The sequence below is a fragment of the Bacillus sp. FSL W8-0920 genome (assembly GCF_038593215.1).
Taxonomy (GTDB): domain Bacteria; phylum Bacillota; class Bacilli; order Bacillales; family Bacillaceae; genus Bacillus; species Bacillus pumilus.
Genome location: NZ_CP151974.1, coordinates 1692718 through 1717225 on the forward strand (window position 1 = coordinate 1692718; position 24508 = coordinate 1717225).

Consider the following 24508-nt stretch of genomic DNA (forward strand, 5'->3'; position numbering starts at 1 on the left):
AAAACCTTTGCAGCCCTAGGAAGGACGAGTACCGGAGCGGAGCGAATTTGACATTCGTGAGCACCGGAGCGCAGACCTGAAACCGAATGCGAGGGTTTGTCTACACACTGAAGCGCTCTTATTAGAGCGCTTTTTTATTTAGCATCCACACGGATCTGGCGGTGTGACCACAACTGGTCGTGTATTAATATCAATCGTATCTTCTGCATAAAATGTGGAACCGATGCTAATTGCTCGATTTTCTGCGCGGAACGTATATGTACCTGCGGCAGGGAGTACTTTATGTGAAAGCTTTAATGTATATTTGGAAATTCCAAGTAAATCCAATCTAAGCGGAATACGGACGGTTTGTCCGTTGTTCAAAATGTAGCTGTCTTTTAATGCTTTACCGTTCATAATGTCTTTAGTTGTTGCTTGGAAACCCTTTGGCAGTGTGAACTCAACCGCACCAAGACTTAGAATAGAATTTGGGCTGTACGTTAGTTCAATGTCAGAAAAAGACCATTCCTGCTTACTTGTACCTGTAATTTTTGCGTAAAGGGCAGCTGGTTTTGCATTGGTTGATGCTTTGCTTTCCTCTGTTTTGGCTCCTTCAGCAGATGCAGAAAGCGGCACTGACAGCGCCATAACCAATGTGAGCATCCCCATCATGATCATCGTCCATGTTTTTTTCATTTCTTCCTTCCCCCTTGTTGAATATAGGTAAATAATAGATGATTACACCCATTATTTACCTATAATGTTACCATATCCCTACATGGTATTAAATGGTATATTATACCCTTATTTTGTCATTTTGTTTAGTAATAACGGGGAAAATGCGCATTTGGTTGGTTCATTCCGTAACCAAAGCCTGGCATTTGCTGATTCGGCATCATCATATGCATATCTTGATATCCGTATGGATGATATGGCATCATTCCAGATCCACCATAGTGGCCATGATGATGGTGATCCTTCATTGGAACATGCGAAAAGGGGTCATGCTGATTTGGAAAAGGCGGATAGGCTGAATGATGATGCGGATAATGTCCGCTGTACTTATCCTTTTTACCGGTATGATAATGGTTTGGCATATTCATATGATCATGCATGTTTGGCGCGACCACATGCTCATGATTGGCTGTATACACATTCTCAAACGTATGGTACGGATTTCCTTCGTGATGATAATTCATTTGGCTATTCATATTGTTCATTTGATATCTCATCCTTTATGTCAGGTTGCCATATCCTATGAGCATGATCCGTTTCATGAGCCTATCCATATGAAAAAAACCGGCTTTTCAGCCGGGAAAACAAAAAGCAGTTGAAAGCGTCAGGTGCTAATATGAGAAGCCATGTCTTCTTCTACGACGCTTCTTACAACTGCTGCAGACACTTTTAGGGTAATAATAGGGATCGTAGCTTCTAGAAGTATCCCAGAAATCGCTCTCAAACCAATCATCTTTTTTATGATGAAACTTTTTTTCTTTACATGGGTCCTCATGGCAATGATCGTCATGCTTTTTATAACAGTTTGAGTGGGAATGTTTGCACTTGCATTTGCACATTGTCATCCCTCCTAAATGTGACTCAATGCTAGTATATGCACGAATAAGACAAGGGGACTGGATGGTGGCGCATCTTCTCTAAAAAAAGGCTTTTTCTCAAAATTCAAATGAAAAGAATTGACTAGTGCTAAAATAACATGATAAAATATAAATTTTTATCCAACCATGAAATGTGTTATAATCAAATTGTGAATACTTTCGGAGGTGGCGGATTTGTTTCAAATAGGTGATAAAATTGTTTATCCTATGCATGGTGCCGGTGTGATTGAAGGAATGGAAGAAAAAGAGATTTTAGGTAAGACGGAGGAATATTTTCTGATTCAAATGCCGAATATGCAGATGATGATCCCAAGAGGCAGAATCAATCAACTAGGTATTCGTCAGGTAGCAGATCAAGCAACGCTGAAAGTTGTGATGAACAATTTTGCAGAAGAAACAAACGACGACACGCTTACTTGGAAGCAAAGATATGATGAAAATATGAAAAAACTAAAAACAGGTGCGATCGAAGACGGTGCAGACGTTGTCAAAGATCTGATGAGACGAAATCAGAAGAAAGCATTAAATTCAAGTGAAAAGAAGATGCTTGAAGATGCTAGAGGCATGTTAGTGAGTGAAATTTCTCTTGCACAAGGGCTTTCACAAGATGAAGTCCTTTCAGCTTTAGAGAATGAACTAAGAATTTTATGATGGATATACAATAATTGGCTGTAAACAGAAGGGCATCCCTTTTGTTTGCGGCTTTTTTGTTTGAAATCAGAAAAACATGTCCATTTTTGTAGGTGATTTTAACTAAAGCTAAAATAAGGTCATACGATGCAGTTTTTTATTCAAGCAGCGAATGATTCAAAGAAGTCAGAAATACCTAGAGCGGCATAAAAAAACAGGAAAGTTCTCCTGATTCATTTAAATGAGCCGGACAACCTTTGAATTCTGTTAGCCATTGATAGTAAAATAATGCGATAAGATGACACCTAAGAGAATGAAAAGGAGCGGTGAAATGAAAAGGCTACTGATATGTGGATTCATCTTTCTGATCCTATGTGCTCTTTTAATGGTGAAATGCAGCCATTCTGTTCAAGAAAAAAAAGAGCAAAAGAAACATCAAGAAGAGGTAGAAAAGTATCAAAAAGAGCGAAAAAAAGGGGATCGATACGACAGTTTTAAACAGCTTATTCGGCATGAAAGAAAAGGGTATGAAATAGAATTTCACGAAAAGGGCGGAAGTGATTTACTCGTCTTTTCTCCTCATGGAGGGGAAATTGAACCAGGAACAAGTGAAATTGTAGAAGCATTTCAACAAAGATACTCGACGTATTTGTTTGAAGGAACGAAACAAGACAACAATCGTGATTTGCATATTACAAGCACCAAGTTTGATGAACCGATATTGGTCCAAATGATTAAAACGTATCCCTTCTCCATTTCCATCCACGGCTATAAAAGTGATAAAAAGCACACGCTAGTTGGCGGGACAAACGAAAAAATGAAAAGAGCAGTTGTACGAGAGTTAAAAGATCGAGGATTTTCTGCAGAAATGGTGCAAGAAGGCGAACGGCTTTCAGGAACAGATCCTAAAAATATTAATAATCGAAATGCAAGTGGTGAAAGCGTTCAGCTAGAAATTAGTACGGCGCAGAGAGAATCTTTTTTCGACCATTTTGATACGAGAAAAGGAAAGAAAAAAGCATTCAGACGTTATATCCGTGCTTTAAAAGAAGTATTAAGAGAATTTGACCCAACTTCGTAGTAAAATCGTTTTGATGGGTAAAAGTACTCCATTTAAACTTGGTAAAAAAGATAGAAATATGCGAAATGAACATAAATCATGCAATAAATTACAATTTGCCTTAAAAACATAAATTATGTAAAATAATAGTTATCAGTTTGATATGATAGAATGGGGCTGAAGTGGATGGCACATAAAATACCATCTTCCGAAGTAGGTGTAAAGATCAATCAATGGTACACGCATATTTGCAAATTTGAAGTCGAACAAGCAAACGATATGAAGCGCCTTGTTGAAGAAGAAATTCATGAGATGGAAGAGGATCAAGATTTGCTTCTATATTATTCTCTAATGGATTTTCGCCATCAACTGATGCTTCAGCATTTAACGCCAGTCCATGCAGGGAGTGAAACACTTCAAGCCGTGTCTTTTCCGAAAGAAATGGAAGATGGAGAAGATGAGATGACAGGCTTACTTGGCTATTACTTTCATTTTTTTCATGGAATGTATGCGTTTATCCAGCGCCGATACATCGAGGCCATTTCCTATTACAAGCATGCGGAACATCAACTGATCTTAGTGACAGATGAGATTGAAAAAGCGGAATTTTACTATAAAATCGCTGAAGTATACTATCATATGAAACAAACTTATTTCTCCATGCATTATGCTAAAAAGGCGAGAGACATTTATAAGAAACATCAGCTTTATGGAAAAAGAAGCATTCAATGTGATTTTGTCATGGCAGGTAATTGTATTGATGTGAGTCAGCACCAAAAAGCGCTTCCTTACTTAGAAAAAGCGTTAAAGGTTTGTGAAGCGATGGAGCGGAAAGAGTGCACATCTTATTTTAAAGCGATGGCTCTTAATAACTTAGGAGCTTGTCATTATAGTATGGGAACGTACCATACAGCGACAGTCTTTTTTGAACAAGCCATTTCCCTTTATCAAAAAGATCAAGCATCCACGATGATCAAATCATTATTTTCACTTGCTCTTACATGGTTTAAACTCGGAGATATCGAGCGGGCGGGTGAGGCTATACGTAAAGGAATGAACGAGGCTTGTTTATTGGAAGATGAAATTTATCAGTTGAAATTTCAATTTTTACAGGCGCTTTATATAGAAAAAGACAGCTGTGAGCAATTAAGATCGGCACTATTTGGACTGCGAAGCAAAAAAATGTTTGCTGATTTAGAGGAATTAGCACTTGATGCGGCTAATTATTATAAGGAACGCGACATGTACAAGGAATCCTCCACTTTTTTTGAGATTGTGATCGAAGCGCGTACGCACATTCAAAAAGGAGATGAGATGTATGAGAACGAAGCATAACATGTCAGCTGATCAAGTAGATGAAAGACTTCACACGTAATAACAGACAAAAACAACACCCTTTACGAATCAACGTAAAGGGCTTTTTTATTTATTCTTTGATGGCTTTTTCTGCGTCAATGGCACCTGCCCCGTAAATCATCGGGTCATCCCTAGACCACTTGCTTGTATTTTCTTTTAACAGGGTTTTGACCTCATCGGGCGTTAAATCTGGTGAATGCTCTAATAGAAGAGCACAAATACCAGCGCAAATCGGTGTTGCCATAGATGTGCCAGATAACGTCGTGTAATCATCATCGACTCTGCTTGATTTGTCGAGTTTATCTAGAAAGGATCTTGGTGATCTGAGAGAGACGATGTTTACTCCTGGTGCAAGGATATCAGGCTTTGTCTCACCATAAACAGTAGGACCTCTGCTTGAAAATGGTGCCACGATATCATCGTTTGATTCTGGTGTATTCCGGTCATCAAAAGCGCCAACCGTAATCACTTTTTGACTGACGGCAGGGCTCGCAATCGTTTGACTGTTAGGACCAGAGTTTCCGGCTGCGACGCATACTACAATGCCTTGATCCCAAGCAGCATTGACAGCACGCACCATCGGATCGTCCTGTTCGTCATCATAACGCTGAGCATCTCCGCCTAGTGACATACTCATAATATGAATCGGATCATCAGGGTGATCTTCATTGAACTGGATGCACCATTCAACCCCTTCTATAATAGTAGAAAGCGATCCAGCCCCTTGTTTATTTAACACTTTTACGCCAATTAAATGAGCTTTTGGAGCAGGTCCTTTGTACAAGCCATCTGAGGCCGCTCCGTCTCCAGCTACATCTCCAGCGCAGTGAGTACCATGCCCGTTATCATCATAAGGCTTTGTTTTTTGCTTGACTAAGTCCACAAAATCGCGAATCCTTCCTTCTAAATCTTTATGCGGATAAATTCCTGTATCAATGACAGCGACCGTAATGCCTTCCCCTGTTAAGGCTGTACCGTTGCGGAAGACTTCATCCGCGTGACTGGCTTGTGTGGCCACATCCAGAAGTGCATGAACTTTCCGGTCTAAATAAATTTTACGAATATGCTCACCATTTGCTAACAGCTCCTCTAAAGCGGCCGGTGTTATGTCTGCAGCGCAGCAGTCGATATGTGAAAAGTGCCGTTTGATATTTGTTTTTCTACTTTTTTTCATGAGCTGTTTTGTGCTTTGAATCCCTGCTTCGACCGCGTCTTCCTTAAATTCAATAATTACACGAAGCTTCTTTCTCTTCTTTAATCTTCCTTCAAAGAAACGATGAAGAAAGCATGGCGTCCATTTAAAAGGTTTATAAAGGTGAAGGACGGTCTCTCTTAAAGGCTGATCTAGTTTACTAGCATGTGTCCTGACCATTTGCACCATAGAAAATCCAAACATGTGATGCCCTCCATTCTAGCTATCCATTCTTGTACACTCTTACGTTATGAGAATGAGAGCTGCTTTGTTCGGATTCTTGTCCCTTCTTTTCTTCATATTGGCGGCTTACTCATTTCTGATGAAAAAGAAAAGCGCTTACATTTTGTAAAATAATAGAAAAAGGTGGAAAACATGTAGAATCAGCCGATGATAGGTGGGAGAGTTCTTCTTAGAGAACCGGTGAAACAAACGATTTTGCAGAAAAAAAGGAGGGGTTAGACAGGGTCAATGCTCATACAAATGTGACTTGTCACAGAGGAAAAAAATCAAATCCATATAAAAACAAGCCGAATTAAAGAAAACAGACTGGATAGAACTAGGTCATTTTAAACATAACTTCGTTTGTCTGTCATACTATTCTAACTCTGTTTTCAAAGACGAGAGGCGTTTCTGTGTATATAAATGCAATTATCTTATTTTTGAGGAATCTCATGATCTAGAGTGTTATGATCAAATTTGAAGAGAAAAAGTGGAAAAAATGAAAAGAAATGATGATTCAATATAAATCATAGAAACGGCTTAGAAATCTGTTAAAGGAGAACGGGAATGAAGAAGTTTTTTGCTTTGCTTCTCCTGCTTGCGATCGGATGGGGCGTTTATTATACAATGCAAGCACAGGAACATGATGAGCCATTGTCATCAGGTGGGGAAGACGAAAGCGGTTCAAATGATATTTATCGCAATTTTAAAGAACTGGAAGAAAACGAATCAACAAGCAGCTATCAAATTACAGCCAACCCAGTGCCTGGAAGCCGTCTTCTTGTGATGTCACCCCATGGCGGGAGAATTGAAGGCGGCGTGAGTGAGATCGTCCATTTTTTCGATAATGATTTCTCTACGTATTTGTTTGAAGGTTTAAGAGAGAATGCATCAGAACTTCATGTGACAAGTACAAACTTTGATGAGCCAGTCGGCGTCGCGCAGGCAAAAGCACACGATTATATCTTAGCAGTGCATGGATACAAAGGTGAGGAAGGCATTGACCATACGCTCGTTGGCGGAACAGATTACGACCGTGCAGAAAAAATAGTGAACTCATTAGAGCGGAACGGATTTTCTGCTGAACTGGCTGTCGCACACGCAACCCTGAGCGGAACAAGCAATCATAATATTAATAATCTTACTAAAACAGGGCAAAGTGTACAGCTAGAGATTAGTAGAAGTCAGCGTGAAGCTTTATTTGACAGTTTTGACTTTCGGCGGCGGTCGAGTACAAAAAACGAGACGTTCTACCGGTATGTCAGGGCGATTCGGACAGTGCTGGATGAGGAATATACATAAAGATGGTGCACATGTTAAGACAAGCAGCGTGAATTCTTGTTACACTATAAAAAGTGATAACAAAAGGAGAGACGAATATGGCGCGTCATCATTTTCATCTTCAGGCGAGCTGGCCTGGCCTGCGTAACGATGTGGGTACAATCTCATGCGAACAGTTAAAAACGAAGATTTCAATTCCAAAAGAAATGGACGGTCCCGGCATCGGAACAAATCCAGATGAGATGCTCTTAGGTGCAGCGGCTACGTGTTATATTATTACACTTGCCGCTATGATGGAGCGGAGCCAATTAGAAAAAGAGGATCTCACAATGAGTTCTGAGGCTGTCGTAGATGTGACAAATGGTGTGTTTACATATGAAAAAATCATTCACCGGCCTGTCATCATCCTCAAAGCCTCTGCTTCTCCGCAAGATATTGAGCTGGCCCGCAAGCTCGCGCACAAAGCCGAAAGCTCATGTATGATCTCAAGAGCTGTTCAAGGAAATGTGGACATTTCCTTAGAAGAAACCATTCAAGTCGGCGGGTAAAAACAAAAAGTCATTTTCTCTTAATGAAATGGAGAAAATGACTTTTTTTATGACGTCCATTCGGTTTGATCGATTTGTTCTTTGTTTTCTTCCTTTTGTTTTTTTGACAGGTTCAAGACAATCACGCCGCATATCACTAGTGCAAGACCGATGAAGCCTTTTATGTGAATGGTTTCGTTAAACAGCACGAGTCCGATAAGAGCAGTGAGTGCTGTTCCAACGCCAGACCATGTTGCATAAGCAGACGAAAGGTCAATCGTTTTAAGTGCCAGACTGAGGAAGGTAAAGGCACACCCAAATCCGATCAGGACCCCAATGCTCGGCAGCAGTTGCGAAAAACCTTGTGAAAGCTTCAGCATCGTACTGCCAAAAACCTCTGTCAAAATAGCCCCTGTTAAATAGAGCATTCCTTTCATGATCTCTCACATCCTTTATGACATATTTAAAAGTACGACCCCTGAGACAAGCATCGCCATCCCAATGATTGCTCTTTGGTTCAAGGTTTCTTTGAAAAAAAGCACGCCAAAAATAGCCGTGAGGACTGTACCAACCCCAGACCATGTTGCGTAAGACATGCTAAGCGGAATGATGTTCAGTGTCAATGACAGCATATAAAAGGCAAGTGTATACCCAGCAACAACGACAGCGCTAGGCTTAAAGCGAGTAAAGCCATTTGAGAATTTTAACATCACGGCGCCAATGGCTTCTGAAAAAATGGCCACAGCTAGAAAAAGATATCCGAGGATCATGATTATCCCTCCTCTAATAGGTGTAAAATCCGATGAAGTAAAAGGGTTTTTTCCTCTCGGTTCAGCGGTTCAAGCTGAAACATTTCTGAAAACCATATTCCATCACATGAAAGGCGGATCAGCTGGCTCAATGCAGGGTCATTGATTTCCTCAGCTGCTTTCGCTTTGAACTCTGCATAAAAATCACGCCAAGGGTTCAATAACGCTTCATCAAATGACATGGTGGCCAGCATACTTGTACATAACTGGGTCGTGTTTTGCATATCAAGATCATTTAATGTCGCCAAAATATATGCACGTACATAAGGAGCCTTTTCGTTTTTGTATGTTTCCTGATACGACTCAAGCTGCTGACGAAAGCAGACAATCGCGTGCTCATTCATTTTTTGGATGAGCTCTTCCTTGCTTGAAAAATGATAAAGCAGGCCGGCCTTGGTCATATGTGCATGCTCTGCTACATGCTGAAGGGTAAGCTGACTTAATCCTTCTTTTAAAATCGTACGAGCAGCTGCCTCAAAAATTTGCTCTTTTTTGGTTTTAGACATAAAAAAAACACCTACTTTACTGAACGGTCGGTAAAGTAAATGTTAACCCATGAAAAACTAGTGTGTCAATCGATTCATTTTATGAAAGGTTGTTTTCACTTAAAAGTCATATTTAATAATAAGGGTATGGTCCATATGGCGGGTACGGAGGCGGATAAGGGTACCCATAGCCATAGCCTGGTGCAAGCAGGGACCCAGCAAGTAGTCCTCCGGTAAAACCACCTAAAAATGGAGCTCCAAAAAATCCAGGTCTCCCAAAACCAAATCCAGGTCTTCCAAAACCAAATCCTGGGCCTCCAAAACCAAACCCAGGGCGTCCAAATCCAAAAGGTCTTCTCATGTCTTCTTGAATAAACGGTGGTGATTCAAAATAATTCATAAAAAAAGGCTCCTCTCACATAAAATCACTGTAACTGACATCAGTGTATTCAAATGGCCTACATGTGTTTGGGTGACCGCCTAATATAAGGAGGAATGTCAAAAATGGGCCTGTATCCATCTGATTGGGCAAATTGTCCGCCGCATGCTCATGCCTATAAAGCACGAACGGATATAACAGAAGAGCATTATCATTTAATTGAAGGGATCTCTCAGCCTGTAAATGGAAGCAGTACTGACAAGCATACGCATTACTATCGCGGGGTCACCTCTTTTGAAAGAGGCCATTTTCACAGATACTATGGCATCACAGGACCTGCTATCCCAAGAGCCGATGGCACACATTATCACGAAATCCAGGAGGTCACGTATTCTGCTTATACAGATCCTGTCCCCATCCGATACGGAGGTGTCGTCTATAGTCCAGATCAAGAGAGGGCAACGCATACCCATCGTTTTAAAGGAAAAACATATGAAGTGGTCGGAAATGAACCACTCGGCTGGTGATAGGCCCTATATAGGAGAGAAAGAGAAGTTATGCTATACTGTAGGCAGTTTGTAAAAGAGAGTGATGTTATGAAAAAAACGAAACAACCAGTGATTGTATTAGTAGGACCGACGGCTGTCGGCAAAACAAAACTGAGCATACATATAGCCAAAGCATTTAATGGAGAAATTATCAGTGGTGATTCTATGCAGATTTATAAAGGAATGGACATTGGAACAGCTAAAATCACCCCTGAAGAAATGGATGGTGTCCCGCACCACTTAATTGATATTAAAGAGCCAGATGAATCCTTTTCTACAGCTGAATTTCAGCAACTAGTCCGTATGAAAATCAAAGAGATTGCCGCTAGAGGGAAAACACCCATGATCGTCGGCGGAACAGGTTTGTATATCCAATCTGTTTTATATGATTACACATTTACCGATGAGAAAAGTGACCCTGCTTTTAGAGAAGAAATGGCGCTGTTTGAACAGCAGCATGGCTCCCTTCAGCTACACGAAAAGCTAAAGGCAGTAGACCCTGATGCTGCAAAAGCCATTCATCCGAATAATGTCCGCCGCGTGATCCGGGCGCTGGAAGTGATCCATACAACAGGTCAGAAAATGTCGGAGATGCAAAATGGTCATCAAGAAGTTCCTCTTTATGATACAGCCTTCATTGGGCTGAAAATGGATCGAGAGCTTTTGTACGAGCGCATTCACCAAAGAATTGATATGATGATAGATGAAGGCTTAATTGAGGAAGTGAGCGCACTTTATCAATCTGGCTTGAAGGATTGTCAATCGGTTCAAGCGATTGGTTATAAAGAGCTGTATACGTATTTTCAAGGTGACTGCTCACTTGATGAAGCTATCCAGCAATTAAAGCAAAATTCCCGTAGATATGCGAAGCGTCAGTTCACGTGGTTCCGTAATAAAATGGATGTCACTTGGTTCGACATGACACCGCCTTGCCACTTTTCAGACAAAAAAGAGGAAATTTTCGCATATATAGCAGGAAAGCTTGGACTTAAAGCGAAACTGTAGTTATCAGAATCAAGGAGGACGAAACATGAAACCGATTAATATTCAGGACCAATTTTTGAATCAAATTCGTAAAGACAATACATTTGTTACAGTATTCTTACTGAATGGCTTTCAGCTTCGCGGTCAAGTGAAAGGCTTTGACAATTTCACGGTGCTGCTTGAAACAGAAGGGAAGCAGCAGCTTATTTATAAACACGCCATTTCTACATTTGCACCTCAAAAGAATGTAAATCTAGAATTAGAATAGGATATGTTCGACCTAATAGCCCCATGCATCTGCGAATAAACCGGCCGGAACCCGCTACGTTTTTTGTCAGTGCAGAGGGGCTATTTTGCATGCCGTGAAACCTTTCTGTCTATTTTGCGTATAATCCCTTATTGGATATGAAGAAAGGTGAGGGAAGCGATATGGAAAATGCAGAGCTTGAATTAAGAAGGATTAGAGTGATCCTACTATTGATTGGGATTGTTGTCTTATTTGGATCATGCGCCATTTCAAACATTGAATCAAGACAGGAAAGCTGGCATAACTATTCTAATCAAGATGATCATGGACATATAGATGGCCTATTACAATCAGCTGTTGCACTAAAAAATAATCACTTTGCTGTTGTGAAAGATGATGAAGTACATGTGTACCGGTTTGATGAAAAAGAGGGAGAACTGACCCTTATTAAAACAAAATACATAGATGAGTGGGACGAAGATGATGATGATGACGATTCTGTAGAAGAGTAAGCACGTAAATTTACAAATGAATGTGAAGTCGCTACACTATAATCATGCATCAGACATCTAGACAGAAAAGGATGAGTTCATGACACACAAAATTAAAATTAATCATTGGGAACAAACTTGTGAAGACGACTCCTGTTTTGAATATGGAACAAGCGTTTCTGTAAATGGGAAAGAATTAGTCAGAGAAGCTTCAATCGTCTCTGCGCTTGAAGCGGTGCTAAAAGAATTAGGTGTTGAAGTGGAAATTACAGAAGTGTCAGAAGATTTACAGTGCGATGCCTACAAAAAATAAAACAAAAAGTCTAGTCTACTAAGCGATTTTTTTTCGTGTTATGATAGATTTCGGTTTCAGTTGAATAGAGAGTAGAGCAGTCTATTTTTAGATCCTGTTCTGCTCTATTTATTTGAACGTACGAGTTCGGCTATGAATGTTCGGCCGGGTTGGTTGATTTTTTTCGTTTCGAACATCTATATGTTGTGTTTTGAAAAAACATAGTATACTATATATAGTGAATAACGAAATGATCAACAATACTAAAAACTAGGTCGTGATGGAATTGATTCAAATCGTATTTGATTCAAAAACAGGAAATGTTCAACGCTTTTTGGACAAGACCCCTTTTACAGACAAACGAAAATTGACTGGAGAAGAGTTTTTGGATACGCCGTTTATTCTCGTCACCTTTACGACAGGATTTGGACAAGTCCCTAGTACTACTCAATCCTTTTTAGAGAAAAATGCTCACCTTTTACTAGGTGTAGCGGTGAGTGGAAACAAAGTATGGGGAGATAATTTTGCCAAAAGCGCCGATACGATTTCTAAACAATATCAAGTTCCTATTTTGCACACCTTTGAACTAAGCGGAACAAAAAGGGATGTTGAATTGTTTACACAGGAGGTAGAAAGAATTGTCACAAAATCAGGTTCCAAAGTGGATACAATTAAATAACGAGATTATGATTCAAAAAGAAGGAAAGTTTCAGTTCGATAAGGACAAAGAAGCTGTACATAGTTATTTCGTAGATTATATTAATCAAAACACAGTCTTCTTTCACAACTTAGAAGAGAAGATTGATTACTTAATAGAAAACGACTACTATGAGGAAGAATTTTTAAGACAATACAGCATGGCAGATATTAAAGAGGTATTCGAAGCTGCATATGCGAAGAAATTTAGATTCCCATCATTCATGAGTGCGTTTAAGTTTTACAACGACTATGCACTGAAAACAAATGATAAAAAGAAAATCCTTGAACGCTATGAAGACCGCATTTCAGTTGTAGCGCTTTTCTTTGCGGGCGGAGATAAAGAAAAAGCCCTTGAGTTTGTAGAACTGATGATCAATCAGGAATACCAGCCAAGTACACCAACATTCTTAAACGCTGGACGTAAAAGACGCGGTGAGCTTGTGAGCTGCTTCTTGCTTGAAGTGAATGACTCATTAAACGATATTTCAAGAGCGATTGATATTTCAATGCAGCTTTCAAAATTAGGCGGCGGCGTCAGCTTGAACTTGTCAAAGCTTCGTGCAAAAGGCGAAGCAATTAAAGATGTTGAAAACGCGACAAAAGGTGTCGTCGGCGTGATGAAGCTTCTTGATAATGCATTCAGATATGCAGATCAAATGGGACAAAGACAAGGATCAGGTAGTGCCTACCTTAATATTTTCCACAGAGATATTAATGATTTCTTAGATACAAAAAAAATCTCTGCAGATGAAGATGTGCGTGTGAAAACATTGTCCATCGGTGTCGTCATCCCGGATAAATTTATTGAGCTTGCCAGAGAAGATAAAACAGCTTACACCTTCTATCCGCACACAGTCTATAAAGAATATGGACAGCATCTTGATGAGATGGACATGGAAGAAATGTATGATGAGCTTGTAGAAAACCCGAAAATCAAAAAAGAAAAAGTCAATCCGAGAAAGCTTCTTGAAAAATTGGCTGTTCTTCGCTCAGAATCTGGCTATCCATATATCATGTTCCAAGATAATGTGAATAGAGAGCATGCATTAAACCATATTTCACGAGTGAAATTCTCAAACCTTTGCTCAGAAGTGCTTCAAGCTTCAGAGGTCTCTTCTTACGCGGACTATGATCAAGAAGATGAAATTGGTCTTGATATTTCTTGTAACCTTGGTTCATTAAATATCATGAATGTCATGAAAAACAAATCGATCGAAAAAACGGTCAAACTAGCAACAGACTCACTCACGCTTGTATCTGAAACAACAGATATTCGCAATGCACCGGCTGTTCGAAAAGCGAACAAAGCGATGAAATCAATCGGACTTGGTGCGATGAACCTTCACGGGTATTTGGCTCAAAACCAAATGGCCTATGAAAGTGAAGAAGCAAGAGATTTCGCGAATACGTTCTTTATGATGGTGAACTACTATTCAATTAAACGTTCAAGTGAGCTTGCAAAAGAAAAAGGAGAAACATTCCATCGTTATGAAGGCTCTGGCTACGCAACGGGCGAGTACTTCAATAAATACGTGGAGAATGATTTCACACCAAAAACAGAAAAAGCAGCAGCATTATTTGAAGGCATGCACATTCCAACAAAAGAAGACTGGGCAGCACTCAAAGACTTTGTAGCGGAAAATGGCATGTACCATAGCTACCGCTTATGTATTGCACCAACAGGTTCCATTTCTTATGTGCAATCGGCAACAGCCTCTGTTATGCCAATTATGGAACGTATCGAAGAAAGAACATACGGCAACAGCAAAACGTATTACCCAATGCCAGGTCTTTCAGCGCAAAACTGGTTCTTCTATAAAGAAGCGTACGATATGGATATGTTTAAAGTGGTCGATATGATCGCAACGATTCAGCAGCACGTCGATCAAGGAATCAGCTTTACACTATTCCTGAAAGATACGATGACAACGCGTGACCTAAACCGCATCGATCTGTATGCACACCATAAAGGCATTAAGACACTTTATTATGCAAGAACGAAGGATACAGGGCAGGAAGGCTGTCTTTCTTGTGTTGTTTGATTAAAGGAGAGTTTAACGTGACAAAAATTTATGATGCAGCCAACTGGTCAAAACACGAAGATGATTTTACACAAATGTTTTACAACCAAAATGTGAAGCAGTTCTGGCTTCCTGAAGAGATTTCCTTAAACGGGGACCTCTTAACATGGAAATATCTAGGTGAAAAAGAGCGAGATACGTACATGAAGGTACTTGCTGGATTGACTTTACTTGATACAGAACAAGGAAATACAGGGATGCCGATTGTGGCTGAACATGTAGAAGGCCATCAGCGTAAAGCAGTATTAAACTTTATGGCGATGATGGAAAATGCGGTACATGCGAAATCATACTCAAATATCTTCATGACACTCGCACCAACTGAAACGATCAGTGAAGTGTTTGAATGGGTCAAAAAGAATAAATTCTTGCAAAAGAAAGCAGATATGATTGTCAGTTTATACCGTTCGATTCAAAAGGACGATCCGATTTCCCTCTTTAAAGCAATGGTTGCTTCTGTTTATTTAGAAAGCTTCCTATTTTACAGTGGTTTTTACTACCCGCTTTATTTCTATGGACAAGGAAAGCTCATGCAAAGTGGTGAAATCATCAACTTGATTTTGCGTGATGAAGCGATTCACGGTGTATATGTTGGATTATTAGCACAAGAAATTTACAACAAACAAACACCTGACGTGCAAAAAGAGCTATATGATTTCTCGATTGACCTCTTGAACGAGCTTTATGAAAATGAACTTCATTACACGGAAGATATATATGACCAAGTCAATTTATCGCATGATGTGAAAAAGTTCATTCGTTACAATGCCAATAAAGCGTTAATGAACCTTGGATTTGCCCCTTACTTTGAAGAAGAAGAGATCAATCCAATTGTATTGAACGGACTCAATACAAAAACAAAATCGCATGACTTCTTCTCAATGAAAGGGAACGGCTACAAAAAAGCAACGGTTGAGCCGTTAAAAGATGACGACTTCTTCTTTGGAGATGAATCATAAGTAAGGCGTAAAAGTCAAAACGCATCACTCGTTTTGGCTTTTTGCCATTTCATATAATGCGTTACATACTGGAGGTTACCGAACATGGGAAAAATGGATGAAATCATACTAGTTGCACCGCGCACACGCGTATTCCAAAACGAAACGCTTGCGTTTAATGGTGTGAATAGTGAAGAGAAAACAATCAACACCATTATGAAAGAAATCGAAGAGCACTTCAAGCAGATGCGCAGAGGCGATGCGGAAGAAAATCCTGACTTCAAGCAGCCGATTCCTTATGTCGTGATTAAGCGTGACGACGAAGTGTATGTATATGAAAGGCTTCAAGGCGGGGGAGAGACTCGATTGCATCATAAGTTATCTCTTGGCTTTGGTGGTCACATGAATTTCATCGAAGGCAAAAACTTTGCTGAAATTCTAAAAGAAAATACGGATCGTGAACTAGACGAGGAACTTTCTATTCAAGAAGAAGACAAACTTGAGATGAAAACCCTTGGTTTAATTAATGATGATGACAACAGTGTCGGCCGTGTGCACATTGGACTGTTATCGGCGCTTGAATTATCTCCAGGCGCTCATGTAGAAGTGAAAGAAACAGATCAAATCTCAGGAAAATGGATGAAAGCATCCGATTTGAAAAAGCCTGAATACTTCGATCGACTTGAAACGTGGTCTCAATTTGTCGTGAACATTTTAGCATAAAGGAATCAATCATAAACCGGCTCAGCAGCAGACTTGAGCCGGTTTATTTCGTTATAACAAGCTTCAGTTATTGGAAAACGAATGCGTCATGACCGGCCTGTTTCAATCTTGCGACGAGGTCATCCGCATTTTGCTTTGTACGAAAAGCCCCGGCTTGCACTCGGAACATGCCGCCCTCTAATACAACGAAGGCGTCAAAGCCTTTGGATTTCAGCGTGGCTGCTAATTCATCTGCATTGGCTTTCACCTTGAAAGCTCCAGCCTGAACTTTATAAAGATTACTAGCTTTTTTTTTCAGCTGAAAGGCTTTCTCTAATCCAGTGGCATGAGCGCGAGCGATGCCTTGAAGGAAGGTTGCGTTGCGGAGCTTATTTGCATCAGCTGTCGTATCGATGAAACCATTCTCTGTTAAAATAGCGGGCATAGAAGTTTCTCGAAGAACGTGGAAGTTCGCTGTTTTCTTGCCGCGGTTGGCAAAATCCACCGAGCGAACAATTTCATCATGAAGGGCATTGCGATACGTGGTGGTTGGTGCTGAAACGCCAGGATACACATAGCTTTCAAAACCTGTGCCCCCGCCTGCATTAATATGAATAGACACGAAATAGTCAGCTCCCCAGCTGTTTGCCGCATTTGTACGCTGGGCCAAAGTAACGGATTGATCAATAGAACGACTTAAGCGGACGGAAACGTCATCATAATCACTAATCAACATATCTCTCAATAAAATCGCGATTTGCAGTGTGATATTTTTCTCCAAAAGTCCATTAGCAGCAGCTCCAGAATCTGTTCCTCCATGGCCAGGATCAATAAAAATTTTCACCATCTATTCATCACCTCGTCTTTATTTTATGAGAAAATAGAAAAATTGCCTGTACAAAATGCGGAAATCATTGAGACTCTTTTCTGCACAATTTGTGATGAGAAAGCTACATTTTTCTAAGAAAAAACAAATTGTTGGTTTGTCCGCCTAAATGGGATGAATACAATGGAAATAGCACATCATTTCCTGGGAAACCGCAGAAATCCCTACAATATTCGGAATCTCGGGTCATTTTGACAGCAAACTTGGGCTTAAGCGGGCGATTGTCACGATTACAGCTCCACCCGAATAGAATAAAGAGAGAAGAGCGAGAGGTGAATACGTTGGAGCGAGCTGTCACATATAAAAACAACGGCCAAATCAATATTATACTTAACGGACAAAAACAAGTATTGGTTGATGCAGATTCAGAGGCAGAATACCTAGAAGCCTTGCAGAAAAATGAGGCAAAACACAGCATCTTACGGGAAATAGAGCGTGAAATGAACAGCCTTGTCGGTATGGATGAAATGAAACGAAACATAAAAGAGATTTATGCTTGGATCTTTGTCAATCAAAAAAGGCAGGAACAAGGGTTAAAGGTAGGTAAACAAGCGCTTCATATGATGTTCAAAGGGAATCCCGGCACAGGGAAAACAACGGTTGCAAGACTTGTCGGGAAGCTTTTCTTTGAAATGAATGTCCTCTCAAAAGGTCACTTAATTGAAGCGGAACGCGGAGATCTAGTCGGCGAGTACATTGGTCATACTGCTCAAAAAACAAGAGATTTAATTAAAAAATCACTAGGCGGCATTTTGTTCATCGACGAAGCCTATTCTCTTGCCCGCGGAGGCGAAAAGGATTTTGGGAAAGAAGCGATTGATACCCTAGTCAAACATATGGAGGACAAACAGCACGAATTCATTCTCATTCTTGCTGGCTACTCCAAGGAAATGGATCATTTTCTATCATTAAACCCCGGCCTGCAATCGAGATTTCCAATCAATATCAGCTTTCCTGATTATACCGTCGATCAGCTCATGGACATTGCCAAACGGATGATGGCTGACAGAGAATATATATTTACTCAAGAAGCTGAATGGAAGCTGCGAGATTACTTAATGCACATTAAAAGCACCACGAGTCCTGCAAAATTCAGCAACGGCCGTTTTGTGCGAAACACGATTGAAAAGGCCATTCGTACCCAAGCGATGAGACTCCTGCTTGTGGATCATTATGATAAAAAAGATTTGCTCACGATTAAAAGTCACGATCTCCAAATGAAAGAGGATACGCCTACTTAAAATGGCGTATCCTTTTTATAAAGAGATACTAAAATAAACCATCCGAATAGTGGTATACGTGTGGTGTGTTTGGTATGATGGTACTACTGAAAACTTAAGTACAGAAAGGAAACAACTGACGTTGAATGAACATGAAATGACAGAAAAAGCGATCCTTGTCGGCTGTCAATTGCCGCATGTCACGGAAGAACGCTTTCAATACTCAATGGAAGAATTAGCTTCCTTAACCAAAACGGCTGGCGGTGAAGCTGTCAGCGTAATGACGCAGAAGAGAAATAGACAAGACAGCGCAACATATATCGGTAAAGGGAAAGTAGAAGAGCTTGAAGTGCTTTGCGAGGAATTCGAATGTGATGTCATTATTTTTAATGATGAACTGTCTCCAAGTCAGCTAAAAGCTTTGGCAACTGCCTTAGATGTGAAAATTATCGATCGGACACAATTGATTTTAGACATCTTTGCAAAAAGAGCCCGGACAAGAGAGGGGAAGCTGCAAATAGAGCTTGCCCAGCTTCAGTATGCCTTGCCGAGACTAAGCGGACAAGGGATCAGCCTCTCAAGGCAAGGCGGAGGAATTGGCGCAAGAGGTCCAGGTGAAACAAAACTTGAAACAGATAGACGCCATATTCGAAACCGTATTCACGAAATTAACGGGCAATTATCTACAGTCAAAGAGCACCGGACAAGATACCGGGAACGCCGGAAGAAAAATGGTGTGTTCCAAATTGCCATTGTTGGGTATACGAATGCCGGAAAATCTACTTTGTTTAACCAATTAACAGATGCAGATAGCCATGAAGAAGATCTGCTATTTGCGACACTTGATCCAATGACACGTAAGATGACATTAGCATCTGGCTATAGTGTGCTGATTTCAGACACCGTTGGTTTTATCCAAGACCTCCCAACAACACTCATTGCGGCATTTCGTTCCACTCTTGAAGAAGTGAAGGAAGCCGATTATTTGCTTCATGTCATTGATTCTTCTAATGAGGATTACGAAGGTCACGAACGGACGGTTCATGAGCTTTTAGAGGAATTAGAAGCAGATCGTATTCCAATGCTGACGGTTTATAACAAAGAAGATCAAATCAGACCGGATTTCATCCCATCTTCAAAGCATCGTCATCTATTAATCAGTGCGAGGCGCGAAGAAGATGTAAAGCGATTAAAAGCGGATATTATGGCAGAACTGAAACAAAACTTTTTAAAGCCCTATCATGTGAAGATTCCAGCGTATGAAGGAAAGCTCATCTCCGCATTAAAATCAGAAACGCTCGTGGAAGCGCTAGAATTTCAAAAAGAAGCAGAACTTTATGACATCACCGGGTTTAGCGGTGAGGAGCAGACCATATTAGGTCAAATCAAGAAGTATATGTTGTAAGAAAGGAATTAAATCAAGATGTTTCATACATTAAAACACGGCAGTATTTTAGAAAAAGTAGCAGCAGAAACAGAACAAGACATTTTTCACATGCATCAGCAAATTGATCAAAAGAGCGAACAAAATGAGTGGCGGGTGCTTGAAAGCTACCGAAAGCATAGAGTCAGTGATTCTCACTTTAACCCGACAACTGGATATGGCTACGATGATATGGGAAGAGACACGCTAGAAAAAATTTATGCGGATGTCTTCGGAGGAGAAAGCGGCCTTGTGCGTCCGCAGATCATTTCCGGCACACATGCCATTTCCATTGCGTTATTTGGTGTGCTGAGACCTGGCGATGAATTGATCTATATGACGGGAAAACCATACGATACGCTAGAAGAAATTGTAGGGATTCGCGGCAAAGAAGGGACAGGCTCATTAAAAGACTTCCAGATTGATTACAAGGCCATTGATTTAAGACAAGATGGATCCGTCGATTATGACAAAGTAAAAGAGTCAATCTCCTCTAAAACAAAAATGATCGGCATTCAGCGTTCGAAAGGCTATGCTTCAAGACCTTCCTTTACAATAGAAGAAATCGAGCAAATGATTTCATTTGTAAAAGAGATCAATGAAGAAATCATTGTGTTTGTGGACAACTGTTATGGTGAATTTACTGAATTACAAGAGCCATGTCATGTGGGAGCGGATCTTATGGCGGGTTCCCTTATTAAAAACCCAGGCGGCGGGCTTGCCAAAACAGGCGGTTACATCGTTGGAAAAGAAAAATGGGTAGAAGCTTGCTCTTATCGAATGACATCTCCGGGCATCGGCAGTGAAGCGGGTGCCTCGCTTTATGCGCTTCAGGAGATGTATCAAGGATTTTTCTTAGCACCGCATGTTGTGGCGCAAAGCTTAAAAGGTGCAGTGTTCACGGCTCGTTTTCTTGAGAAGCTCGGATTCCAAACGAACCCAGCGTGGAATGCGAAAAGAACGGATTTAATTCAATCCGTCGAATTTGGTGATCCTAACAAAATGATTGCATTCTGTCAGGCGATTCAATATGCATCTCCGATCAACAGTCACGTCACACCGCATGCAAGCTATATGCCGGGTTACGAGGATGATGTCATTATGGCAGCGGGCACCTTCGTCCAAGGGGCTAGTATCGAATTGTCAGCCGATGGACCGATCAGACCGCCTTATACAGCCTACGTTCAAGGCGGACTGACGTATGCCCATGTGAAAAATGCGATTTGCAGTGCTGTAGATGCCTTATTGGAACAAGGTTTTATCGACATACCTGCTCGATAAAAAAATCCATGTTAATATTCCTAACATAATGTTGACACATAATATAACATGACATATAATAAATTTAAGCAAAGAGGAGGAGACAGTTGAGATGAGTGATAACATTCGCCGCTCAATGCCTTTATTCCCAATTGGGATTGTCATGCAGCTAACAGAATTATCTGCAAGGCAAATTCGCTATTATGAGGAAAATGGTTTAGTATTTCCAGCAAGAAGTGATGGGAATCGCCGATTATTTTCTTTCCATGATGTTGATAAATTACTAGAAATTAAAAACCTCATCGAACAAGGTGTAAACATGGCAGGAATCAAAAAACTTTTTGCCAATGCTGAGGCAGAACATCCAGCGTCTGATGCAAAGACCGAGGAGAAATCCACAGCGAAGCACAACTTGACAGATGATGAACTCAGGAAGCTACTGAAGAAGGAACTCATTCAGGCTGGACGTTTCCAACAAGGAACGACCTTTAGGCAGGGGGATATGTCAAGGTTCTTCCGTTAACCAATTAGCAAAAGCATTGCTATACAATTTTACCTTTTGTAGGGGAGGAGTTTTACGAAATGGCAAAATACACAAGAGAAGATATCGTAAAATTAGTAAATGAGGAAAATGTAAAGTACATCCGTCTGCAATTTACAGACATTCTCGGAACGATTAAAAATGTTGAAATTCCTGTGAGCCAGTTAGAAAAAGCTCTCGATAACAAATGTATGTTTGACGGTTCATCTATTGAAGGTTTCGTACGTATTGAAGAATCAGATATGTATCTATACCCAGATCTCAACACATTTGTTATATTCCCATGGACAGCAGAAAAAGGTAAAGTTGCACGCTTTATTTGTGACATTTACAAGCCAGACGGGACGCCATTTGATGGAGACCCACGTAACAACTTAAAGCGTGTCTTAAAGGAAATGGAAGACCTAGGATTTAGTGATTTCAACCTTGGACCTGAGCCAGAATTCTTCTTATTTAAATTAGATGAAAAAGGCGAGCCAACGCTTGAATTAAACGATAAAGGTGGATACTTTGACCTTGCACCAACAGATTTAGGCGAAAACTGCCGCCGTGATATCGTGCTTGAGCTTGAAGAAATGGGCTTTGAAATTGAAGCGTCTCACCATGAAGTAGCACCTGGACAGCATGAAATTGACTTCAAATATGCAGGCGCCATCCGTTCTTGTGATGACATTCAAACGTTCAAACTCGTTGTCAAAACGATCGCGAGAAAGCATGGTCTTCATGCGACATTCATGCCAAAACCATTGTTTGGTGTAAACGGATCTGGTATGCACTGTAACCTATCATTATTCAAAAATGGCAAAAACGCATTCTTTGATGAAAAAGCAGATTTACAATTAAGCGAGACGGCTAGACACTTTATCGCAGGTATCGTCAAGCATGCAACTAGCTTTACAGCGGTCACAAACCCAACGGTGAACTCTTACAAGCGTCTTGTACCTGGTTATGAAGCACCTTGCTACGTGGCATGGAGTGCACAAAACCGTAGCCCATTAATCCGTATCCCTGCATCACGCGGCATCAGCACACGTGTAGAAGTGCGCAGCGTAGACCCATCTGCAAACCCATACCTTGCACTAAGCGTATTACTTGCAGCAGGTCTTGACGGAATCAAAAACAAACTAGACGCACCAGCACCAATTGACAGAAACATCTATGTCATGGACAAAGAAGAGCGCCTTGAAAACGGCATTGCTGATCTGCCTGCAACACTTGCAGAAGCACTTGAGCTGCTGAAATCAAACGAAGTCATGGTCAACGCACTAGGCGATCACTTATTCGAGCACTTCATCGAATCAAAAGAAATCGAATGGGATATGTTTAGAACCCAAGTACACCCATGGGAACGCGATCAGTATATGTCTCAGTATTAATAAAGAAACGTTGATTTAAAAGGGTTTTAGAAAAGAATTTGGTGGTCAAATTTACAGTGTCCACAACCCAAAAAAGGTTTGACCACTTTTTGACCACCAAAATCACCAAAAAATTTCAACTCAGAATTGAGTTGATGTAATTCTCGAAACTGTCCACAGATTTATTTTCGAGTTTTTCACTTATATGAGCATACACGTCAGAAGTTATGCTTATATTTTTATGTCCCAATCTTTCTTGGATGAACTTCATGCTCTGGCCAGCTTCTAATAGAAGAACGGCGTGAGTATGTCTTAGTCCATGGATTGGGATATTTTCAATTTCAGCCTTTTTTAATATTCTTTTTAGAGCATTGAAGAGGGAGGACTTTGGTAAGGGATCTCCTTTTTCTCTGCAGAAAACAAGGTCTAGATCATGGTCGTATATTTCATTAAAGACCATTTTGTTATCGTTGATCCACTTCATATGAGCATGAAGTTCCTTTGCAAAAGACTCAGTAATCTTGATTGTTCGTTCTGAGTGATATGTTTTTGTGTTTCCGAATACTTCTTCACCAGGGTCTCTTTGGAAGTCTAGTGATTTGTTTATGGCTATTGTCCGATTTTTTAGATCAATATCTTTTCGTTGAAGAGCAGCAGCTTCACCTTTTCTCATTCCAGTTTCAATCAAAGTCTTAAAGTAAATGTAATAGATATAGTTGTCCTGACGAGCTATTTTTAAGAACTTTCCAATGTCCTCAGAGTTGATATATTCCAAACTGTGTTTGGATTTGGATCGATCTTTTTTGGGCAATACAACTCCATCGCATGGATTTGATGAAATTTTTTTAAGTGGTCTAACAGCCATCGATAAAGCATGATACATTGTGCCGTGTATGATCTCGATAGTTCTTGTGCTGTATTTACCTGATTCCTCAAGAGTATTTATGAATTTTTGGTATCTCATTGGTGTTATGTCTTTTAGCTTAATCTCTAGGAAGTAGGGGAGGATTTTATTCTCAATATTTCTTTTGTGAATGTTAAACGTGTTTTTTGCAACCTTTCCTTTTTTATAAACTTCTAACCATTCAATAAGAAAATGTTTTAAAGATGTTTCTCCACCTCCAACCTCTATATCACTTCTAAGTAATTCCTCATGTTTTGAAGCAGCAATTTGTGCTTCTTTTTTTGTACTAAATCCACCTTTAGAAAGCTCTGTTACTTCTTGTGTTACAGGATCCTTATATTTAATTCTATACTGCCATGTCGTACCTCTTTTACGGAAACTTGCCAATAAAATCCCACCTTTTA

The 24508-nt window shown here is 40.3% G+C and carries 28 protein-coding genes; 19 read left to right on the top strand and 9 right to left on the bottom strand.

The window, feature by feature from the left end; all coding sequences use genetic code 11:
* Window positions 1-138: 138 nt before the first annotated feature.
* Both bslA and NSS78_RS08350 read right to left on the bottom strand, forming a co-directional pair.
* The gene (bslA, locus tag NSS78_RS08345; protein ID WP_050944961.1) at window positions 139-675 is read right to left on the bottom strand and encodes a biofilm surface layer hydrophobin BslA; all 537 of its coding nucleotides are present in this window, start codon (window positions 673-675) and stop codon (window positions 139-141) included.
* A 125-nt stretch (window positions 676-800) separates the two neighbouring features.
* The gene (locus tag NSS78_RS08350; RefSeq protein ID WP_327840705.1) at window positions 801-1199 is read right to left on the bottom strand and encodes a hypothetical protein; all 399 of its coding nucleotides are present in this window, start codon (window positions 1197-1199) and stop codon (window positions 801-803) included.
* 567 nt (window positions 1200-1766) lie between these two features.
* Here NSS78_RS08350 and NSS78_RS08355 point away from each other — a divergent pair.
* The 3 genes from NSS78_RS08355 to NSS78_RS08365 all read left to right on the top strand — a co-directional run bounded on the left by NSS78_RS08355 (window position 1767) and on the right by NSS78_RS08365 (window position 4617).
* The gene (locus tag NSS78_RS08355; RefSeq protein WP_327840707.1) at window positions 1767-2243 is read left to right on the top strand and encodes a CarD family transcriptional regulator; all 477 of its coding nucleotides are present in this window, start codon (window positions 1767-1769) and stop codon (window positions 2241-2243) included.
* 310 nt (window positions 2244-2553) lie between these two features.
* The gene (locus tag NSS78_RS08360; protein WP_050944957.1) at window positions 2554-3303 is read left to right on the top strand and encodes a poly-gamma-glutamate hydrolase family protein; all 750 of its coding nucleotides are present in this window, start codon (window positions 2554-2556) and stop codon (window positions 3301-3303) included.
* 165 nt (window positions 3304-3468) lie between these two features.
* Window positions 3469-4617 carry a Rap family tetratricopeptide repeat protein gene (locus tag NSS78_RS08365; protein ID WP_003211287.1) on the top strand — a complete coding sequence of 383 codons (1149 nt, stop codon included), beginning with the start codon at window positions 3469-3471 and terminating at the stop codon, window positions 4615-4617.
* Window positions 4618-4708: 91 nt separating this feature from the next.
* Here the strand turns inward: NSS78_RS08365 and NSS78_RS08370 are convergent, their stop codons facing one another.
* The gene (locus tag NSS78_RS08370) at window positions 4709-6034 is read right to left on the bottom strand and encodes a S8 family peptidase (RefSeq protein WP_327840709.1); all 1326 of its coding nucleotides are present in this window, start codon (window positions 6032-6034) and stop codon (window positions 4709-4711) included.
* Between the two features lie 585 nt (window positions 6035-6619).
* Between NSS78_RS08370 and NSS78_RS08375 the strand changes: the two genes are divergently transcribed.
* Entirely contained in the window at window positions 6620-7354 is a 735-nt protein-coding gene (locus tag NSS78_RS08375) for a poly-gamma-glutamate hydrolase family protein (RefSeq protein ID WP_003211920.1), read from the top strand.
* 77 nt (window positions 7355-7431) lie between these two features.
* On the top strand, window positions 7432-7881 hold the full coding sequence (locus NSS78_RS08380) for an OsmC family protein (RefSeq protein ID WP_050944954.1): 450 nt from the start codon (window positions 7432-7434) through the stop codon (window positions 7879-7881).
* 47 nt (window positions 7882-7928) lie between these two features.
* On the opposite strand, the gene NSS78_RS08385 is transcribed toward NSS78_RS08380, so the two are convergent.
* The 4 genes from NSS78_RS08385 to NSS78_RS08400 form a co-directional block, all read right to left on the bottom strand.
* Window positions 7929-8297, bottom strand: a complete 369-nt coding sequence (locus NSS78_RS08385; protein ID WP_034662159.1) for a multidrug efflux SMR transporter — start codon at window positions 8295-8297, stop codon at window positions 7929-7931.
* A gap of 15 nt (window positions 8298-8312) precedes the next feature.
* Window positions 8313-8630 (bottom strand): multidrug efflux SMR transporter, encoded by a 318-nt coding sequence (locus NSS78_RS08390; RefSeq protein ID WP_003211368.1) that lies wholly within the window; start codon window positions 8628-8630, stop codon window positions 8313-8315.
* A gap of 2 nt (window positions 8631-8632) precedes the next feature.
* Entirely contained in the window at window positions 8633-9175 is a 543-nt protein-coding gene (locus NSS78_RS08395) for a TetR/AcrR family transcriptional regulator (protein ID WP_050944952.1), read from the bottom strand.
* 112 nt (window positions 9176-9287) lie between these two features.
* On the bottom strand, window positions 9288-9554 hold the full coding sequence (locus NSS78_RS08400; RefSeq protein WP_050944950.1) for a hypothetical protein: 267 nt from the start codon (window positions 9552-9554) through the stop codon (window positions 9288-9290).
* 104 nt (window positions 9555-9658) lie between these two features.
* Here NSS78_RS08400 and NSS78_RS08405 point away from each other — a divergent pair, with 104 nt between their 5' ends.
* The 9 genes from NSS78_RS08405 to NSS78_RS08445 all read left to right on the top strand — a co-directional run bounded on the left by NSS78_RS08405 (window position 9659) and on the right by NSS78_RS08445 (window position 16536).
* Entirely contained in the window at window positions 9659-10060 is a 402-nt protein-coding gene (locus tag NSS78_RS08405) for a YmaF family protein (protein ID WP_268458605.1), read from the top strand.
* Between the two features lie 69 nt (window positions 10061-10129).
* A complete protein-coding gene (gene miaA / locus NSS78_RS08410) occupies window positions 10130-11086 on the top strand; it encodes a tRNA (adenosine(37)-N6)-dimethylallyltransferase MiaA (RefSeq protein WP_050944947.1) in 957 nt (318 codons plus the stop codon).
* Between the two features lie 25 nt (window positions 11087-11111).
* Window positions 11112-11333, top strand: coding sequence for an RNA chaperone Hfq (gene hfq, locus NSS78_RS08415; protein WP_003211269.1), 222 nt, complete (start codon window positions 11112-11114; stop codon window positions 11331-11333).
* Between the two features lie 161 nt (window positions 11334-11494).
* Window positions 11495-11824 carry a YmzC family protein gene (locus tag NSS78_RS08420; RefSeq protein WP_309216751.1) on the top strand — a complete coding sequence of 110 codons (330 nt, stop codon included), beginning with the start codon at window positions 11495-11497 and terminating at the stop codon, window positions 11822-11824.
* A gap of 79 nt (window positions 11825-11903) precedes the next feature.
* Window positions 11904-12116 carry a hypothetical protein gene (locus NSS78_RS08425; protein ID WP_003212415.1) on the top strand — a complete coding sequence of 71 codons (213 nt, stop codon included), beginning with the start codon at window positions 11904-11906 and terminating at the stop codon, window positions 12114-12116.
* A 265-nt stretch (window positions 12117-12381) separates the two neighbouring features.
* Window positions 12382-12774, top strand: coding sequence for a class Ib ribonucleoside-diphosphate reductase assembly flavoprotein NrdI (nrdI, locus tag NSS78_RS08430; RefSeq protein ID WP_008360380.1), 393 nt, complete (start codon window positions 12382-12384; stop codon window positions 12772-12774).
* Window positions 12734-14836, top strand: coding sequence for a class 1b ribonucleoside-diphosphate reductase subunit alpha (gene nrdE, locus NSS78_RS08435; RefSeq protein ID WP_003212060.1), 2103 nt, complete (start codon window positions 12734-12736; stop codon window positions 14834-14836). Before nrdI ends, nrdE begins: the two co-directional genes overlap by 41 nt.
* A 17-nt stretch (window positions 14837-14853) precedes the next feature.
* Window positions 14854-15834, top strand: a complete 981-nt coding sequence (gene nrdF / locus NSS78_RS08440; RefSeq protein WP_003212452.1) for a class 1b ribonucleoside-diphosphate reductase subunit beta — start codon at window positions 14854-14856, stop codon at window positions 15832-15834.
* 84 nt (window positions 15835-15918) lie between these two features.
* Window positions 15919-16536: a hypothetical protein gene (locus NSS78_RS08445; protein WP_310023817.1), complete on the top strand. Its 618-nt coding sequence runs from the start codon at window positions 15919-15921 to the stop codon at window positions 16534-16536.
* A 67-nt stretch (window positions 16537-16603) separates the two neighbouring features.
* On the opposite strand, the gene NSS78_RS08450 is transcribed toward NSS78_RS08445, so the two are convergent.
* Window positions 16604-17362: an N-acetylmuramoyl-L-alanine amidase gene (locus NSS78_RS08450; RefSeq protein ID WP_050944941.1), complete on the bottom strand. Its 759-nt coding sequence runs from the start codon at window positions 17360-17362 to the stop codon at window positions 16604-16606.
* A 320-nt stretch (window positions 17363-17682) separates the two neighbouring features.
* Between NSS78_RS08450 and spoVK the strand changes: the two genes are divergently transcribed.
* From spoVK to glnA, 5 genes are all read left to right on the top strand, one after another.
* Window positions 17683-18642, top strand: coding sequence for a stage V sporulation protein K (gene spoVK / locus NSS78_RS08455; RefSeq protein WP_003211912.1), 960 nt, complete (start codon window positions 17683-17685; stop codon window positions 18640-18642).
* 121 nt (window positions 18643-18763) lie between these two features.
* Window positions 18764-20026 carry a GTPase HflX gene (hflX, locus tag NSS78_RS08460; protein ID WP_342468330.1) on the top strand — a complete coding sequence of 421 codons (1263 nt, stop codon included), beginning with the start codon at window positions 18764-18766 and terminating at the stop codon, window positions 20024-20026.
* A gap of 18 nt (window positions 20027-20044) precedes the next feature.
* Complete coding sequence (locus tag NSS78_RS08465) at window positions 20045-21325, top strand: aminotransferase class I/II-fold pyridoxal phosphate-dependent enzyme (protein WP_050944937.1); 1281 nt, start codon at window positions 20045-20047, stop codon at window positions 21323-21325.
* 91 nt (window positions 21326-21416) lie between these two features.
* Window positions 21417-21827 (top strand): MerR family transcriptional regulator, encoded by a 411-nt coding sequence (locus NSS78_RS08470; protein WP_212045882.1) that lies wholly within the window; start codon window positions 21417-21419, stop codon window positions 21825-21827.
* 59 nt (window positions 21828-21886) lie between these two features.
* A complete protein-coding gene (gene glnA, locus NSS78_RS08475) occupies window positions 21887-23221 on the top strand; it encodes a type I glutamate--ammonia ligase (RefSeq protein WP_003211015.1) in 1335 nt (444 codons plus the stop codon).
* Between the two features lie 115 nt (window positions 23222-23336).
* Here the strand turns inward: glnA and NSS78_RS08480 are convergent, their stop codons facing one another.
* Window positions 23337-24491, bottom strand: coding sequence for a site-specific integrase (locus tag NSS78_RS08480; protein WP_144678789.1), 1155 nt, complete (start codon window positions 24489-24491; stop codon window positions 23337-23339).
* Window positions 24492-24508 lie beyond the last annotated feature (17 nt).